Source organism: Paraferrimonas haliotis, from assembly GCF_002282895.1.
Classification (GTDB): domain Bacteria; phylum Pseudomonadota; class Gammaproteobacteria; order Enterobacterales; family Shewanellaceae; genus Paraferrimonas; species Paraferrimonas haliotis.
This window is the reverse complement of sequence record NZ_NRRB01000002.1, coordinates 320410-336717: the sequence shown is the minus strand read 5'-3', so window position 1 is coordinate 336717 and position 16308 is coordinate 320410. Positions and strand designations below refer to the sequence as shown.

The following is a 16308-nucleotide window of genomic DNA, read 5'->3' as shown; positions in this document are numbered from 1 at the left end:
ATTAAATTCTGGTTATGACGGCTTCTCGAAACATAACGAACAAAAACAGAGGAACAAATGAGTCAGACAATTAAAACTCAAGTAGTGGTACTAGGTTCAGGTCCTGCGGGATACTCAGCAGCGTTTCGCGCAGCGGATCTTGGCTTAGATACTGTCATCATTGAGCGCTTTAGCGCGCTAGGTGGCGTGTGTTTAAATGTTGGTTGTATTCCTTCAAAAGCCTTATTGCACGTGGCTAAAGTGATGGATGAGGCCAAAGCCGTTTCCGCCCACGGCATTAGTTTTGGCGAGCCAACCATTGATTTAGACGCTTTGCGCGATCACAAAAACAAAGTGATCGGACAATTAACCGGTGGTTTGGCCGGTATGGCTAAGCAGCGCAAAGTACAAGTGGTTAATGGCTATGGCAAGTTCACCGGTCCTAACAGCATTGCGGTTGAAGGCGACAGTGAGAACACCATCGTTGAATTTGATAACGCCATTATCGCTGCAGGCTCTCGTCCGATTGAACTGCCGTTTATTCCTCACCAAGATCCTCGCATTTGGGACTCTACGGACGCCCTTGAGTTGCGTGAAGTTCCCGAGCGTATGTTGGTTATGGGCGGTGGCATCATCGGTCTAGAAATGGGTACTGTGTACCATGCGCTCGGTTCACAAATCGATGTAGTAGAAATGCTGGATCAAGTTATTCCTGCTGCGGATAAAGACGTCGTTCGAGGCTTCACTAAGCGCATTAAGAACAAGTTTAACTTGATGCTGTCGACTAAAGTAACCTCGGTAGAAGCAAAAGACGACGGTATTTACGTCACCATGGAAGGCAAAAAAGCCCCAACGGAGCCTCAACGTTACGATGCGGTATTGGTGTCCATTGGTCGTACGCCAAACGGTAAGAACATCGATGCTGAGAAAGCCGGAGTTAACATTGATGAGCGCGGCTTTATCGGTGTAGACAAGCAAATGCGAACCAACGTCAGCCACATTTTTGCCATTGGTGATATTGTTGGTCAACCGATGCTGGCTCATAAAGGTGTACACGAAGGCCACGTGGCTGCAGAAGTCATCTCTGGTAAGAAGCATTTCTTTGACCCGAAAGTGATTCCATCCATTGCTTACACGGATCCAGAAGTGGCTTGGGTTGGGTTAACCGAGAAAGAAGCCAAAGAGCAGGGCATTAACTACGAAACTGCGGTATTCCCGTGGGCGGCCAGTGGTCGTGCTATTGCTCAGGATGCCTCGGACGGTATGACTAAGCTCATCTTCGATAAAGACTCGCATCGAATCATTGGTGGCGCGGTTGTTGGCTCTAACGGTGGCGAGCTGTTGGGTGAAATTGGCCTAGCCATTGAAATGGGTTGTGATGCGGAAGATTTGGCACTGACCATTCACGCTCACCCAACCCTGCATGAGTCCGTTGGTTTGGCAGCGGAAGTGTTCGAAGGTTCGATTACCGATCTGCCTAACGCTAAAGCCGTTAAGAAGAAAAAGTAACGGCCAAGGGCTCAAGAGAAAAACCACCGCTTGGTGGTTTTTTTGTGCCTGTAAAACAGCTAATCTAGTGGCTCTGCTTTTATTGTTAAGGATGAGTCAAATGCAGCGCTTGGTGAGTATTGGAGTAATCGGATTAGTGGCGATGTGCTTATCTCTGCCGCTCATGAGTTTTGCCCAGCCGCAAGCACAAGACGAATCTAAACCACGCTTGAAAGTTGGCCTAGCCCTCAGTGGTGGCGGCGCTAAAGGTGCCGCACATGTCGGCGTTTTAAAAGTCCTTGAAGAAAACAACATCCCAGTAGATTTCGTTACCGGCACCTCCATTGGCTCGTTTGTCGGCGGGTTGTATGCCCTTGGCTACAGTGCCGATGAGATTGAAGCAATTCTGCTTAATACCAACTGGGATGCTGGATTTTCAGATTCGGTGCCACGAGAAGCGCTTGGCTATCGCGATAAACAACATCGAGACATTTACAACATTCCTATTAATTTAGGCATTAGTGAAGGGGAAGTGCGCGCTCCTTCAGGTTGGTTGCAAGGGCAAACCATGTCGCAGCTGGTTCGAGAGTCGGTGGGTGAGCTTCCAGTGATGGACAGCTTCGATGACTTGGCGATTCCATTTCGAGCCGTTGCCACTAACTTGGAGACCCGCGAAGCGGTGGTTCTTAGTCACGGTAGCTTAGGAAAAGCCATGCAAGCGTCCATGACGGTACCTGGCATCCTTAATCCCGTAGAATGGGATGGCATGCTGCTGGTGGACGGTGGGCTGGCCAATAATATGCCAGTGGATGTTGTTAAAGCCATGGGTGCTGACGTTGTGATTGCGGTGGACATTGGCTCTCCACTGTTGAAAAAAGACGACATGGACTCAGCGGTTATGGTGCTTGAACAACTGGCGAATTTTCTTACTGTCGGTGGCGTTGAGCGGCAAAAAGCCTTACTGAGCGAAGACGATGTTTTGCTGATTCCAGCGGTTAAAGAGTTTGGTACCACGGATTTTAGCCGAATGCCCGAATCGATACCGTTAGGACGGCAGGTTGCTGAGGCTCAACTGGAGCATTTAAAAGAATTTGCAACAGACAGCAGTGATTACGCTGACTATCGACTTGCCAAACGTCAGTACAGCAAACAATGGACCTCTGATGCAACAAGGCCGGTTATAGCGGTTAATATTCGCAATATGTCGAAAACGTCAGAAAAGCTGATTCGTGAAACCTTAGGTTTAGAAGCGGGCAAAGCCATCAGTGCCAATGAGCTTAATCAGGCCCTAGATAACCTGTACGCACTGAACAAATATCAACGGGTTGATGCCCAATTCATTAACACTGACCAAGGACGAGTCTTAGATGTGTTTGTGATCGAAAAACCCTGGGGGCCTAATTACCTCGAGTTTGGTGTGAGTTGGGAGGACAACTTCAATTTCAAGAGTTCTATTCAGTTCGACTTCTCCTACACCATCACCGACATTAATCGTCAAGGTGCTTATTGGCGCAACGAAGTGCAGTTGGGCGAAAATAGACTGCTAAGAAGTGAGTTTTATCAACCCATTGACGAAACCGACTTGTTTTATGCTCGGGCTCAGTACAATTTCCAAGACAGAGATTGGCCAGTCTATGACGACAATTTTGCAACCTTGAATTTTGATAAGCGCCTGCACAATGGCGAATTGGGTATCGGCACCAATTACAGCCGCCAAGGCATTATTGAAGTAGGCGGCATGTATGAAACCGGTGAAATTATTAGTCGTGACGCTGCTAATACTCGATTTGAATACGATATTTATGGCGCCTATTTAAGCATAGGTTACGACACCTTAAATAGCGCCAGTTTTCCTACCGAGGGTAACCAAGCCAAGTTGCACGTTCGTGTGGTCGAGGAGCGTTTTCGAGAGAATGGTATTAGTGGAGGATATGAACCCGCGTTTCACAGCGAGTTCGATTGGAAAGGGGCGCTGAAGCTAGGCAACAGCGCCGTGGTGGGCAAATTCAGTGCCGCTTACACCAACACCGACGCCGAATTCAGTAGCTACGGCTCAGACTTGGGTGGTTTCTTAAACTTGTCTGGTTACTTTAAAGACAGCTTAGTGGGCCCTAAGAAGTTATTTGGCGCCTTAATTTATCAATACGATCTCGGACGCACGGTGTTGGATATGACCCAATATCCTTTGTACCTAGGCGCCAGTATTGAAACGGGTAACGTTTGGCAAGTCGACCAAACCATTGATATTGATGAATTAATTTACGCCGGTTCACTGTTTATCGGCACCGATACTCAACTGGGCCCTGCCGCGCTAGGCTTTGGTGCTGCTGAAACCGGTGAGCGCGCGGTGTACTTGTTTGTCGGGCGTGTTTTTTAGCGGCGACAAGACTTACGCGACATTCTTACAAGTTAATGTGATTTAGTTCAAGATTTTGCTTCTTTAGGGTATAATGCCGCCCACAGCTAAGCTGCCCTAAAATAACCTAACAACTGGCAGCTTATTGTCGAAGGACGTGCAGTATATGCTGCCGATTACAATAAAGAGGAAAGTTGTCGTGCTAGAAGCCTATCGTACCCACGTAGCAGAGCGTGCCGCTCAAGGGATTGTGCCTAAGCCATTAGATGCACAGCAAGTCGCTGAACTAGTTGAATTAGTAAAAAATCCTCCCGCCGGTGAACAAGAATTCATTTTAGATTTATTAGAAAACCGCATTCCACCGGGTGTAGATGAAGCCGCCTATGTAAAAGCCGGTTTTTTAGCAGCCGTCGCCAAAAGTGAAGTGAGCTCCCCTATTGTTTCCGCCGAACACGCGGTGGAATTGTTGGGCACCATGCAAGGTGGCTACAACATTGAGCCCATGATTGAGTTGTTGGATCACGCAACGCTTGCTCCATTAGCTGCTAAAGCCTTGAGCCATACCTTGTTGATGTTCGAATCTTTCCACGACGTGGTGGAAAAAATGAATGCCGGCAATGAATACGCCAAACAGGTTGTTCACTCTTGGGCCGAAGCCGAGTGGTTTTTATCTAAGCCGCAACTGGCTGAAAAAATAACCTTAACCGTATTTAAAGTGACCGGCGAAACCAACACGGATGACTTGTCGCCGGCCCCGGATGCTTGGTCGCGTCCAGACATTCCATTGCACGCCTTAGCCATGCTGAAAAACGCTCGTGACGGTATTGAGCCAGATGTGGCCGGTGAAGTGGGTCCGGTTAAATTGATTGAAAGCTTGAAAGAAAAAGGGTACCCATTGGCTTACGTGGGTGACGTTGTCGGTACCGGCTCTTCTCGTAAATCCGCTACCAATTCGGTGTTGTGGTTCATGGGAGATGACATTCCGAATGTTCCCAATAAGCGCGGCGGAGGCTTCTGTCTTGGCGGTAAAATAGCACCGATTTTCTTCAATACCATGGAAGATGCCGGCGCACTGCCTATCGAACTTCCAGTAGAGCAAATGGCCATGGGCGACGTGATTGACGTTTATCCTTACCAAGGCAAAGTTACTCGTCATCAAAGTGATGAAGTAATTTCAACCTTCGCTTTGAAAACCGATGTGCTGTTAGATGAAGTGCGTGCTGGTGGTCGTATCCCATTGATCATTGGTCGCGGTTTAACCGATCGTGCTCGTGAAACTTTGAACTTGCCGGCCAGTGACGTATTCCGCCGTCCGCAGGATGTTGCTTCGTCAAACAAAGGCTTCACCCTGGCTCAAAAAATGGTAGGTAAAGCATGCGGCGTTACCGGTATTCGTCCAGGTCAATATTGCGAACCTAAGATGACCACCGTTGGTTCTCAAGATACTACGGGCCCAATGACTCGCGATGAGTTAAAAGACTTGGCCTGTTTAGGTTTCAGTGCCGATTTAACCATGCAGTCGTTCTGTCACACAGCGGCGTATCCTAAGCCAATTGATGTAAATACTCACCATACACTACCGGACTTTATTATGAACCGTGGTGGAGTATCCTTACGTCCTGGTGATGGTGTTATTCACTCTTGGTTGAACCGTATGTTATTACCAGACACCGTCGGTACCGGGGGTGACTCGCACACCCGCTTCCCAATAGGCATCTCGTTCCCAGCCGGCTCAGGCTTGGTGGCCTTTGCTGCGGCGACCGGAGTGATGCCATTAGACATGCCAGAATCTGTATTAGTACGCTTTAAAGGTGAGATGCAACCGGGAATAACCCTACGTGATTTGGTACACGCTATTCCTCATGCCGCCATCCAACGTGGTTTATTAACGGTTGAGAAACAAGGTAAGAAGAACATCTTCTCTGGTCGTATTCTTGAAATTGAAGGCCTTGAGCACCTTAAAGTTGAGCAAGCTTTTGAGCTGTCCGATGCCTCTGCTGAGCGCAGTGCTGCAGGGTGTACCATTAAGCTTGATAAAGACCCTATCATCGAATACCTCAACTCCAATATAGTGATGTTGAAATGGATGATTGCTGAAGGCTATGGTGATCGTCGCACCATTGAGCGTCGCATTCAGTCGATGCAGCAATGGATTGAGTCACCGGAGTTGATGGAAGCTGATAAGGATGCTGAATACGCTGAAATTATCGAAATCGACTTAAATCAAATCAAGGAGCCCATTCTGTGTGCGCCGAATGATCCGGACGATGCTCGCCTACTTTCAGAAGTAACCGGTCAATCAATCGATGAAGTATTTATCGGTTCTTGTATGACCAACATCGGCCACTTTAGAGCCGCTGGTAAGCTATTGGATCAGCAAAAAGGGGCCATTCCTACGCGCTTGTGGATTGCTCCACCAACGAAAATGGACCGAGACCAGCTTACCGAAGAAGGCTACTACGGCATATTTGGTCGCGTGGGTGCTCGTATTGAGATTCCAGGTTGCTCATTGTGTATGGGTAACCAAGCGCGAGTGGCTGAAAACTCAACCGTCGTATCCACTTCTACCCGTAACTTCCCGAACCGTCTTGGTACTGGCGCCAATGTCTATTTGGCATCGGCGGAGCTAGCCGCTGTGGCCTCCATCATTGGACGTCTGCCAACGCCTGATGAATATCAGGAATTCGCCGCCAACATTGATGCAACCGCAGCGGACACCTACCGTTACTTGAACTTTGATCAGCTACCGGCTTACACCGATAAAGCCAATGATGTGATCGTACAACAAGCGGTTTAATCAGCACTAAACCGAAAAAGCCCGCATTTTGATGCGGGCTTTTTTAGTGTCTGCTAAGCGCTAGTTTTTTATGAGATAGACGGCTTCAAGGAGTTTGTCTTCTAAGGCGAACCGACTCTCAAGCACTTGCCCGAGTTTAGACAGTTCCTCGTCTAAGTTGATGAGCTCATTGTGACTGGTCATGGCCGTATACTTGTCGTGAAAATCCAGTGCAAAGTCGGTGGTTTTGGCTATTTGCGGCATCAGCTTGCGAGCCAGCTCAATATTGCATTGACCATTAGTTTCACAGGCTGAAACCACTTCGTTGTAAACACCGAAATGGCCTTCCGAAACATAGTCTACGAGCAACGCACAGAACTTGCCGATCTGGGCCAGATCCGGAAGTTGCCGCTGTTCTTGTTCATAAGGAGGCAGGTTAGCCAATTCACAATAGCCAGCTAATAGGTTGCCACGATGCACCAACCATTGGTCGATGAGATTATCGGCACCGCCCCATTTTTCTTTTGCAACCGCCAAGCTTTTAAGCATTGGACTCTCCCTTGAACCCTAACCAAATTTCAGCATAGAAAATAACCACCCTAACAATCAATGTTTTTTTGTGATTTTTACGATAAAGTGCTTCTCGAAATAGGAAGTTTAAGCCCCCCTCGTTGGTGACTAGGCTTAAACTTTTGCCATAAATTAAGACCTTGCTATAGGGGATGGCTCACATTTCCGCGATCCGGACATTTATTTGTCAAAGGATTTGCTAAACTAGCCGCCATTGAAAAGATCTAATTTAAATTATCGCATTAGGAATATAGTCCATGTCCGAATTGAAGAACGATCGCTATTTACGCGCTCTATTAAAGCAGCCAGTTGATGTAACGCCAGTATGGATGATGCGTCAAGCCGGTCGATACTTGCCTGAATACAAAGCGACTCGCGCTGAAGCGGGCGATTTTATGTCTCTTTGTAAGAACCACGACTTGGCTTGTGAAGTTACTTTGCAGCCTCTACGTCGCTACAACTTAGACGCGGCTATTTTATTCTCAGACATTCTGACTATCCCAGACGCTATGGGTTGTGGTTTGTACTTTGAAACCGGTGAAGGCCCGCGTTTCGAGCGTCCAACTGACACCATCGAAAAGATTGAAAAGCTTGCTGTGCCAGATCCAGAAGATGAGTTGGGCTACGTAATGAAAGCGGTTAGCACCATTCGTCGCGAACTAAAAGGCGAAGTGCCACTGATTGGTTTCTCAGGTTCTCCGTGGACACTGGCAACCTACATGGTTGAAGGTGGTTCTTCTAAAACCTTCGAAAAAATTAAGCGCATGATGTATGCAGAGCCACAAGCACTGCACATGTTGCTGGACAAATTAGCTGATTCAGTGACTTCTTACTTGAACGCTCAAGTTAAGAATGGCGCGCAATCGTTGATGATTTTCGATTCTTGGGGTGGTGCGCTGTCACACACCGCTTACCGTGAATTTTCATTGCGCTACATGCAAAAAATCGTTGATGGCTTGATTCGTGAAAATGAAGGTCGCAAAGTACCAGTAACCTTGTTCACCAAAGGTGGCGGTTTATGGTTAGAGGCGATGGCTGAAACCGGTTGTGATGCGCTCGGTCTAGACTGGACTGTAGACATTAAAGATGCGCGTGCTCGTGTTGGCGACAAAGTAGCTCTGCAAGGCAACATGGACCCATCGATGCTTTACGCACCAACGCCACGCATTGAAGAAGAAGTTCAGCAAATCCTAGCGGGTTATGGTGAAGGTTCTGGCCATGTATTTAACTTGGGCCACGGTATTCACCAGCACGTTGATCCTGAGCATGCTGGCGCCTTCATTGAAGCAGTACATAAGTACTCAGCTCAATACCATAAGTAAGCGCTTACTTATTGATAATAAAATGCCGGCTTTGATAGCCGGCTTTTTTATGGGCTGTTGGCGAGTGCAGTGGTCAGTTAAACAAAGCTGAAGGCATCACCGAATAGATGCTCTGGGTTTACCTTGTGCTCGCTAAACAGTGGTTTCGCTGTTTTAGCCATTTCAAAACGACCCGCCAAATAGACGTCATACTGAGACAAATCGGGATACAACTGGCAAACCGTGTCAAGCAGCATACCTTGATGAGCGGTTAGTGGTTGTGGCTGCTGCTCGATCACGGCGATAAACTCTAGCCATGGGTGAGCGTTGGCCCAGTCTTGCATCTGTTCATAGTAATACATGTCACTGCTATTGCGACAACCCCAAATAACCGTGGTCGCGGGGTTGCTTGTTTGGGTAAGCATGTGTTGCAACATACTGTGAACGTAGGAAAAACCCGTGCCGCCGGCAATCAGTAGCCGCGGTCTATTAGTATCTTCCCGCAAAAACGCTAACCCGGAAGCCAGCTCTATCTCAACAATGGCATTGGCTTGCAAATGTTCAATGGCTTGGCGGGGGTAGTCGTCGGATTGAGCTGCACCAATATGGAGCTCAATATGGGCTTGATGCGGTGCTGAAGCAATGGAAAATATACGTTTATCCTCATCGCTTAGCACCAGTTGCAGATATTGCCCCGGCTGATAAACAGTTTCGCTCTCGGGGGAGAGTCGCACTCGGTAGACATAGTCATTCAACTTGCTAATTTCGTCGACCTTACAGCTGATGCGCTTCATGGCATTCCTATATTCGTTTTAGTTTTTATTAGGGGATTTATACTTGTGAGCAGGATCTAACCCCAGCTGCTCCCAAATGTCATCAATTTTTTGCTCGATGGCGCTATCTTGTACGATTGGGGTACCCCATTCGCGTTCGGTTTCCCCAGGTAGTTTATTGGTGGCATCCATACCCATTTTCGAGCCGAGACCAGCAACGGGGGAAGCAAAGTCCAAATAGTCGATAGGGGTGTTTTCTATCATTAAAGTATCACGGGCTGGGTCCATACGGGTCGTCATGGCCCAAATAACGTCGTTCCAATCTCGGCAATTTATGTCGTCGTCCACGATGACCACAAACTTGGTGTACATAAACTGTCGTAAAAAGCTCCACGCGCCCATCATTACCCGCTTGGCATGTCCTGGGTATTGCTTACGAATCGAGATGACTGCCATTCGATAGGAACACCCTTCCGGCGGTAAATAGAAGTCGACAATTTCCGGGTACTGTTTACACAAAATTGGTACGAACACTTCGTTCAGTGCCACACCAAGCATGGCGGGCTCATCCGGTGGGCGGCCGGTGTAGGTGCTGTGATAAATAGGGTCTCGACGATGGCTAATGGTGGTGACGGTGAATACTGGGAAGCTTTCTACTTCGTTGTAATATCCGGTGTGGTCGCCATAGGGGCCTTCAGGAGCAACCTCGTCGGGGTCGATATAACCTTCTAATATAATTTCCGCGGTGGCAGGCACATCTAAATCGCAGGTGAGCGCCTTGGTGACCTGAGTGCGCTCTTTTCGCAAAAGCCCCGCGAAGGCGTACTCACTCATGCCATCAGGTACTGGCGTGACCGCACCTAAGATGGTAACCGGATCGGCACCTAATGCCACCACCACCGGATACTTTTCTCCCGGATGCGCTTCTTTGAAGTCTTTAAAGTCTAAGGCGCCGCCACGATGGTCGAGCCAGCGCATAATCAGCTTATTTTTCCCCAGCAACTGTTGACGATAAATCCCCAGATTTTGTCTGGCTTGGCGGGGGCCTTTAGTGATGGTTAACCCCCAGGTCATTAAAGGCGCAACATCGCCTGGCCAGCAATGCTGGATAGGCAATTGAGTTAAGTCGACTTCATCACCCTCTAAGCGAATTTCTTGGCAAGGCGCTTTCGATACGCGCTTAGGAGGCATATTCAGCGCTTGTTTGAACATGGGAACCTTGGCAATAGCGTCTTTAAAGCCTTTGGGGGGCTCCGGCTCTTTTAAGAACGCTAACAATGTGCCGATATCTCGAAGTGCTGAGGTGTCGGTTTCACCGAGCGCCATCGCGACTCGCTTCGGAGAGGCGAACAAATTGGCCAATACCGGAATGTCACTTTCTTTAGGGTTTTCAAATAACACCGCAGGGCCACCATTGCGGACCAGTCGGTCGCAAATTTCGGTCATTTCTAAATGACTGCTAACGGGGTGCTGGATTCGGACCAACTCACCTTCGCTCTCTAGGTGATCGATAAAGCTTCGAATGTCTTTAAAACTCACAAGCAAACACTTTTTATTGTAGGAATTTAGTGGATGAACACTATAGCATAAATTTTTAACGAATCCTTTGTTAGCGATGGCTGGCTAAAGGTTGCTGTATGGGGCTAAACTAATAGAAAGGCAATTACATGAGTGAACATACGATGTGGAAGTTTATAGCGGTATTTACACTAGTATTTGGCAGCAATGCGCTGGCCACACCTCTGCCAAAAAGCAACTTAAGCCACGACGGCTATCCGCAATACTCGCCGGTAAAATCCAGTCACAAATATGCGTCCCATAACAGGGGTAAGCATCGGTATTATGGCCCTTCTTGGAGCCATTGGGATCGTTGGCATTATTGGAATCGTTGGGATAACCGCTACCACTGGCCGTATTATGGTTCCGCCGTTCAATTTAACTACTACCCACGCACTCGCGCTAGAGTAAAAACCGTTGAGCCAGTGCAAGCACCTGTAACCGTCACCACTCACATAGAGTCGGCTGAAAAAGGTTTGGTTCGATTGCCACAAAATGCTCGAGTAGAGGTTACACCAAGTGGCACTTACTATCATTGGCAAGGAAAACGCTATCATTTTGATTGGCAAAAACAGCGTTATGTTGAAGTTGAACAATAACAATCCTTACAAAAGTTATTGACATAGCAGCTCGCTCATGATTACGAATTTCTTTATTGTCAATCATTCTCATTATTAATGCCAATCTGCTTTGAAAGCCTCTGTTTAGCGGGTTTTCATGATGTTGTTATTGTTGTCATCTACAACTGTCTGAGTGCATGTGATCAAGATCTAACCTTGACATTGTTTTGTTTTGGTTGCTTTTTTGTGACTTTTTTGTTTGCTTTTGCCTCATTTGGGTTGTCAATCCTTTCAAGTTCGTGATCCTGTTCATGACTCTTTGCAAAATTACCATTTTCTAAAGAATTTCGTTAGCGCTAGGTGTACAAATGCCTGCGTGAATCCACATGTTTGTGAGCATTTTGAATTCACCCCATAACTCAGGCTTATGCATGTATCGCCGTTGTTTCTCCAGCGAACCGGAACGCTAGATAGCTAAAGCTCTGAAGAACAATATTTCTAAGTATGGAGAAATTGCTGATGAAACGCAGAAATTTCCTTAAATTAAGCGCCGCCGCAAGTGCTGTAACTTGCGTCGTAGGCTGTGGTAGTAGCAACGATGATAAGCCGGAAACTCCTGAAATTCCTGAGATTCCAGAAAATCCGTATCCGGATGGAACCCACTTCAGTGCCTGTTTGGTGAACTGTGGTTCAAACTGTCCAATTAAATATCACTCCAAAGACGGTGTGATCACTCAAATCGAAACCGATTACGCTCTTGAAGACCAGTATGGTAACCACCAAGTTCGTGCGTGTGTTCGTGGTCGTTCTTTGCGTCAGCGCACTTATGCTGCCGACCGTATTAAGGCGCCAATGAAGCGTGTTGGTAAGCGTGGTGAAGGTAAATTTGAAGAAATTTCTTGGGATGAAGCCTTTGAAACCATTGCTTCTAAAGTAACCACATTACGTGACCAGTATGGTCCTCGTTCTATTTACTTCCACTATGGTACCGGTGCCTACTACGGCTTCAACAGTGCTAACGCTCTTAAGCGTGCCCTTGGTGCAAGTGGTGGCTTCTTAAGCTCATACTCGAACTACTCATGGGCACAAATCAACGCTGCTACTCCAGCGATTCTTGGTGACCGTACTCAGTCTGGTAGCTACCTGTCTGAAATCGCCAATTCTGACTTATTCCTAGGTTTTGGTTTTAACCCGTTTGAAATTCGTATGTCTGGCTCTGGTGAGCAATACGACATGCTTAATGCGTTAAAAACGAACCCTAACCTAGAAGTTCTTCTAGTCGACCCTCGTTATACTGATACTGCTGTTGGCCGTGCGAGCAAGTGGTATGGTATCCGTCCTGGTACTGACGGTGCATTGGCAGAAGCCATTGCACACGAAATGATCAGCAGCGGTTGGGTTGAGCAAAACAGTAAAGCCTTCATCGATAAGTACGCCATCGGTTACGACCGTGAGTCTCTAGAGAATTTAAAAGCGGAAATCGAAGCGGATTCTGAGCACAAACTAACTAAGTACAAAGATTTAATCGACGTAGAAGAAAACTACAAAGATTACATCCTTCGCGAAGGCAAATATGCTGGTGAAGAATTGCATGATGCGGCTTGGGCGGCGACCGTAACCGGTATCGACGAAATTCGCATTAAAGAAATTGCTCAGAAGTTAATGAGCTCTAACGCTCCTTACATCAGCATTGGTGCCGGTACTAACCGTCACGCCTGTGGTGAGCAAACCGTACGTAGCTTGTACATGCTACCTATTCTAACCGGTAAGATTGGCCAACCTGGTACTTCTAACGGTGCATTGCCTCGCAACTACGGTCGTGGAACCTCAGGTGGCCTAGGTCAACTGAATGACCAACGTGCACAAATCTCATTCTTTACTTGGGCTGAAGCCATTGAGCGCGGCGCCGAGATGGACGTATTGCACGATGGCGTATCTCGCCTAGACTCTGATGAGTTAGATGAGAACGGTAACGGCGTATTGGGTACCAACATCAAGGCGGTATTCTCTGCAGCGGGTAACGCTCTGATTAACCAACACTCAGACATTAACCACACTCGTAAGATTCTAGAAGATGAATCTAAGTGTGAATTGGTTGTTGTATGTGACTGCTGGATGACCCCATCGGCTGAATTTGCAGACATCTTGCTACCGGATACCACTTGGTTGGAAACCAACGATTTAGCTGGCGACAGCTACGCGTCTGGTCAAACTGGCTATGTCACCTTTATGAAAGGCATCAAGCCACTGTACAACGCTCGCAGCATGTACCAAATTGGTCTCGGCATGGCGAAAGCGTTCGGTGTTGAAGCGGCTTACTCTGAAGGCAAAACCGAAGAACAGTGGTTGGAAGATGCGTATCAAGCGACCAAGTCTCGTAACTCAGACTGGGATATGCCAGACACCTACGCTGAAGCGCAAGAAATCGGTGTATTCCGTAACTTCGCACCATCGACTTACATTGCGATGAAGAGCTTTATCGACGATCCAGAGAACAATCCAGTAACTACTCCTTCTGGAAAAATGGAAATCTTCTCGCTTGATTGGGCTCACAAAGCTGACACCTTGATCATGCGTTCAGACAAGCCATACGACCAAATTACTCCACTTCCTGAGTACACGGTTCCATGGCAAGGCTACGAAGACGTCGACACTAAAGATGATTACCCGCTACAGCTAGCTGGTTACCACACTAAAGGTCGTACTCACTCAAGCTATCACAACGTTCCTTGGTTACGTGAAGCGGTTGAAGATGCGTTGTGGATTAACCCACAAGACGCAGGCGGCATGGCTAACGGTACCCAAGTAATTGTTGAAAGCCCGAACGGTAAAATTCAGGTGCCAATTAAGATCACTCCACGGGTAATGCCTGGCGTTGTCGCACTTGGCCAAGGTGCTTGGTACAAGAAAGGTGCCAATGATGTTGACGTAGGTGGTTGTATCAACACCTTGACTAACTATCACCCAACACCGGTTTCTAAAGGTAACCCACAGCATACGATTCGTGTTCGTATCAACAAGGCTTAAGGAGATAAACCATGAGCGATAAAATTCAATACGGTTTCTTCGTTGATACCAGCGTATGTTCAGGCTGTAAAACCTGTCACGTAACCTGTAAAGACAAGAACGACACTGACCTAGGTCAAAAATGGCGCCGCGTATATGAGTATGGCGGTGGTTCATACACGGGTGATGCAGATACGGGTTTTGATAACTCTGTATACGCTTACTACGTATCCATTGGTTGTAACCACTGTGACAAGCCTGTTTGTGAAGCAGTATGTCCTGTAGGAGCAATGGCAAAACGTGAAAGCGATGGCCTAGTATTGGTTGACCAAACTAAGTGTATTGGTTGTAAACAGTGTGCTATGGCTTGTCCATACGATGCGCCTCAGTTCGATACCGCTCGCGGTGTTATGGGCAAATGTGACGGCTGTCAAGATCGCCTAGCTGAAGGTAAAAACCCAAGCTGTATCGATTCTTGCCCACTGCGTGCACTTGAGTTCGGTCCAATTGACGAGTTGCGTGCCAAACACGGTACTAACGCTGACATTCCAGGATTGCCAGAGTCAAGCCGCACCAACCCTAACTTGATCATTAAGGTGAACCCTAATGCTCAAGCCGGTGCAATGGTCTTGAACAAGCCTGAAGTCTAATTTCTAACAGGAAGTTAGGACAATAACGAAAGGGAGAGCTATGCTCTCCCTTATCTTTTTTAAAAGCGGTGAAAAACGATATGACCGATACTTTTAATCCAGCGGAAGCCGCAGCCATTTGCGGTATATTACATAACCTGTATTTTCGAATTCCTAGCCAAGAGTACTTGAACGAATTGCAACAGGCGCAAGTCTTCAACAATTGGCCAATCGAAGCAATTTCTGACGAGCAATTGGCTGAACTTCAAAGTGCGTTAGAGAATGCGGACTATGAGTTGGTTAAACGCGATTATTATGACCTGCACATCGGCCCGGGCGAATGTAAAGCGTTTCCGTATGGGTCGGTTTATACTGACAATGAAAATTTGGTCTGTGGTGATACCACCATCGCCCTGATGGACTTTCTAAAAGCCAATGATGCCCAGTTTGACTTGCCTCATAAAGAGCCGCAGGACCACGTAGGTTTGATTTTCGCCTCGGGTCACTACTTGCTTACCGAGCGTCAAGACGTAGAAGCTTTTAAGGCTTTGCTAGAGCAGCATTTCTTGCCTTGGGGGCATCGCGTGTTTGAACTGGCAGAAACCCATGCGAATACGGATTTTTGCCGTGAATTGGCAAAACTTACCCAAGCGACATTAAACAGCTGGACACAAGAATTAGGCTTGTCTCCAGAGAAACTTCATTTGTATCGTTAATATGAGGTTGCTATGAGCTTTATTCAATCGGTTAACCAGCAATGGCATAAAGGCGAATTATCCCAAGCCCTTTGCGAGCATTTTCAGCAGCAATCGGAGGTGGCCAAGTTATTTGTTGGTGCTACCAGCTTGTTGGAGGTAACCGATTTAATAGCCGCTCTCGCAATCAACGATATTGACTGGCAAGGGGAGGAGCTAACCGAGTTAGATATATTAATTATCCTCGCTAGCTCCACTCAATTGCTGGTGGCAAAGTCGTTGCAAGATCGGGAGTTAATCCAAGCCGATTACCTGATGTTAAAGATAGCTGAAATCCAAGCCAACAAAGCGCTGCAAAGCGAACTGGCGGCGGCTCAAAAGGTCGCGTCAATTATGTTGGAGATGGTGAAAGAGTTTCACGCTAACGTGAACGCCAAGCTGCAACAAAGCAAAAATATGTTTTGATTGAAGGCAAAGTGTTTTCAGTCAACTGTTTAGCTGTCCATTCAAAGTAACTAAGGTGCCCTTAGAAGAGCATACTTAGGCGTATTTCAGTGCTTTTTCACTAAAGTCTGAACAAAAACCGAGCAAACCACTCTTTTCTACTATACTCAGAGC

General features: G+C 47.3%; 12 protein-coding genes. 9 read left to right on the top strand and 3 right to left on the bottom strand.

All coding sequences use genetic code 11. The features are described from left to right. The first annotated feature begins 57 nt into the window (after positions 1–57). The 3 genes from lpdA (at position 58) to acnB (ending at position 6620) form a co-directional block, all read left to right on the top strand. Positions 58–1488: a dihydrolipoyl dehydrogenase gene (lpdA, locus tag CLC91_RS05390; RefSeq protein WP_095500108.1), complete on the top strand. Its 1431-nt coding sequence runs from the start codon at positions 58–60 to the stop codon at positions 1486–1488. A 100-nt stretch (positions 1489–1588) separates the two neighbouring features. Further along, positions 1589–3844 (top strand): patatin-like phospholipase family protein, encoded by a 2256-nt coding sequence (locus CLC91_RS05385; protein ID WP_095497821.1) that lies wholly within the window; start codon positions 1589–1591, stop codon positions 3842–3844. A 178-nt stretch (positions 3845–4022) separates the two neighbouring features. Beyond that, the gene (gene acnB / locus CLC91_RS05380; RefSeq protein WP_095500107.1) at positions 4023–6620 is read left to right on the top strand and encodes a bifunctional aconitate hydratase 2/2-methylisocitrate dehydratase; all 2598 of its coding nucleotides are present in this window, start codon (positions 4023–4025) and stop codon (positions 6618–6620) included. Positions 6621–6680: 60 nt separating this feature from the next. On the opposite strand, the gene rsd is transcribed toward acnB, so the two are convergent. After that, the gene (gene rsd, locus CLC91_RS05375; protein WP_095497823.1) at positions 6681–7148 is read right to left on the bottom strand and encodes a sigma D regulator; all 468 of its coding nucleotides are present in this window, start codon (positions 7146–7148) and stop codon (positions 6681–6683) included. Between the two features lie 278 nt (positions 7149–7426). On the opposite strand from rsd, the gene hemE reads away from it, so the two are divergent. Then, positions 7427–8491 (top strand): uroporphyrinogen decarboxylase, encoded by a 1065-nt coding sequence (gene hemE, locus CLC91_RS05370; RefSeq protein WP_095497824.1) that lies wholly within the window; start codon positions 7427–7429, stop codon positions 8489–8491. 77 nt (positions 8492–8568) lie between these two features. Here the strand turns inward: hemE and fre are convergent, their stop codons facing one another. After that, positions 8569–9264: an NAD(P)H-flavin reductase gene (gene fre / locus CLC91_RS05365; RefSeq protein WP_095497825.1), complete on the bottom strand. Its 696-nt coding sequence runs from the start codon at positions 9262–9264 to the stop codon at positions 8569–8571. 18 nt (positions 9265–9282) lie between these two features. After that, on the bottom strand, positions 9283–10782 hold the full coding sequence (gene ubiD / locus CLC91_RS05360; RefSeq protein ID WP_095500106.1) for a 4-hydroxy-3-polyprenylbenzoate decarboxylase: 1500 nt from the start codon (positions 10780–10782) through the stop codon (positions 9283–9285). A gap of 128 nt (positions 10783–10910) precedes the next feature. On the opposite strand from ubiD, the gene CLC91_RS05355 reads away from it, so the two are divergent. The 5 genes from CLC91_RS05355 (at position 10911) to CLC91_RS05335 (ending at position 16155) form a co-directional block, all read left to right on the top strand. Continuing rightward, the gene (locus CLC91_RS05355) at positions 10911–11399 is read left to right on the top strand and encodes a hypothetical protein (protein WP_095497827.1); all 489 of its coding nucleotides are present in this window, start codon (positions 10911–10913) and stop codon (positions 11397–11399) included. Between the two features lie 480 nt (positions 11400–11879). Then, a complete protein-coding gene (locus tag CLC91_RS05350) occupies positions 11880–14387 on the top strand; it encodes a DMSO/selenate family reductase complex A subunit (RefSeq protein WP_095500105.1) in 2508 nt (835 codons plus the stop codon). An 11-nt stretch (positions 14388–14398) separates the two neighbouring features. Further along, complete coding sequence (locus CLC91_RS05345; RefSeq protein ID WP_095497829.1) at positions 14399–15016, top strand: DMSO/selenate family reductase complex B subunit; 618 nt, start codon at positions 14399–14401, stop codon at positions 15014–15016. 80 nt (positions 15017–15096) lie between these two features. Continuing rightward, positions 15097–15711: a TorD/DmsD family molecular chaperone gene (locus CLC91_RS05340; RefSeq protein WP_095500104.1), complete on the top strand. Its 615-nt coding sequence runs from the start codon at positions 15097–15099 to the stop codon at positions 15709–15711. A 12-nt stretch (positions 15712–15723) separates the two neighbouring features. Further along, the gene (locus CLC91_RS05335) at positions 15724–16155 is read left to right on the top strand and encodes a hypothetical protein (RefSeq protein WP_095500103.1); all 432 of its coding nucleotides are present in this window, start codon (positions 15724–15726) and stop codon (positions 16153–16155) included. Positions 16156–16308: the final 153 nt, after the last annotated feature.

What these genes read in the sequence shown, in the direction of transcription:
- lpdA (WP_095500108.1), top strand. Translation starts at nt 58, where the DNA reads ATGAGTCAGACAATTAAAACTCAAGTAGTGGTACTAGGTTCAGGTCCT.
- CLC91_RS05385 (WP_095497821.1), top strand. Translation starts at nt 1,589, where the DNA reads ATGCAGCGCTTGGTGAGTATTGGAGTAATCGGATTAGTGGCGATGTGC.
- rsd (WP_095497823.1), bottom strand. Translation starts at nt 7,148, where the DNA reads ATGCTTAAAAGCTTGGCGGTTGCAAAAGAAAAATGGGGCGGTGCCGAT.
- hemE (WP_095497824.1), top strand. Translation starts at nt 7,427, where the DNA reads ATGTCCGAATTGAAGAACGATCGCTATTTACGCGCTCTATTAAAGCAG.
- fre (WP_095497825.1), bottom strand. Translation starts at nt 9,264, where the DNA reads ATGAAGCGCATCAGCTGTAAGGTCGACGAAATTAGCAAGTTGAATGAC.
- CLC91_RS05355 (WP_095497827.1), top strand. Translation starts at nt 10,911, where the DNA reads ATGAGTGAACATACGATGTGGAAGTTTATAGCGGTATTTACACTAGTA.
- CLC91_RS05350 (WP_095500105.1), top strand. Translation starts at nt 11,880, where the DNA reads ATGAAACGCAGAAATTTCCTTAAATTAAGCGCCGCCGCAAGTGCTGTA.
- CLC91_RS05345 (WP_095497829.1), top strand. Translation starts at nt 14,399, where the DNA reads ATGAGCGATAAAATTCAATACGGTTTCTTCGTTGATACCAGCGTATGT.
- CLC91_RS05340 (WP_095500104.1), top strand. Translation starts at nt 15,097, where the DNA reads ATGACCGATACTTTTAATCCAGCGGAAGCCGCAGCCATTTGCGGTATA.
- CLC91_RS05335 (WP_095500103.1), top strand. Translation starts at nt 15,724, where the DNA reads ATGAGCTTTATTCAATCGGTTAACCAGCAATGGCATAAAGGCGAATTA.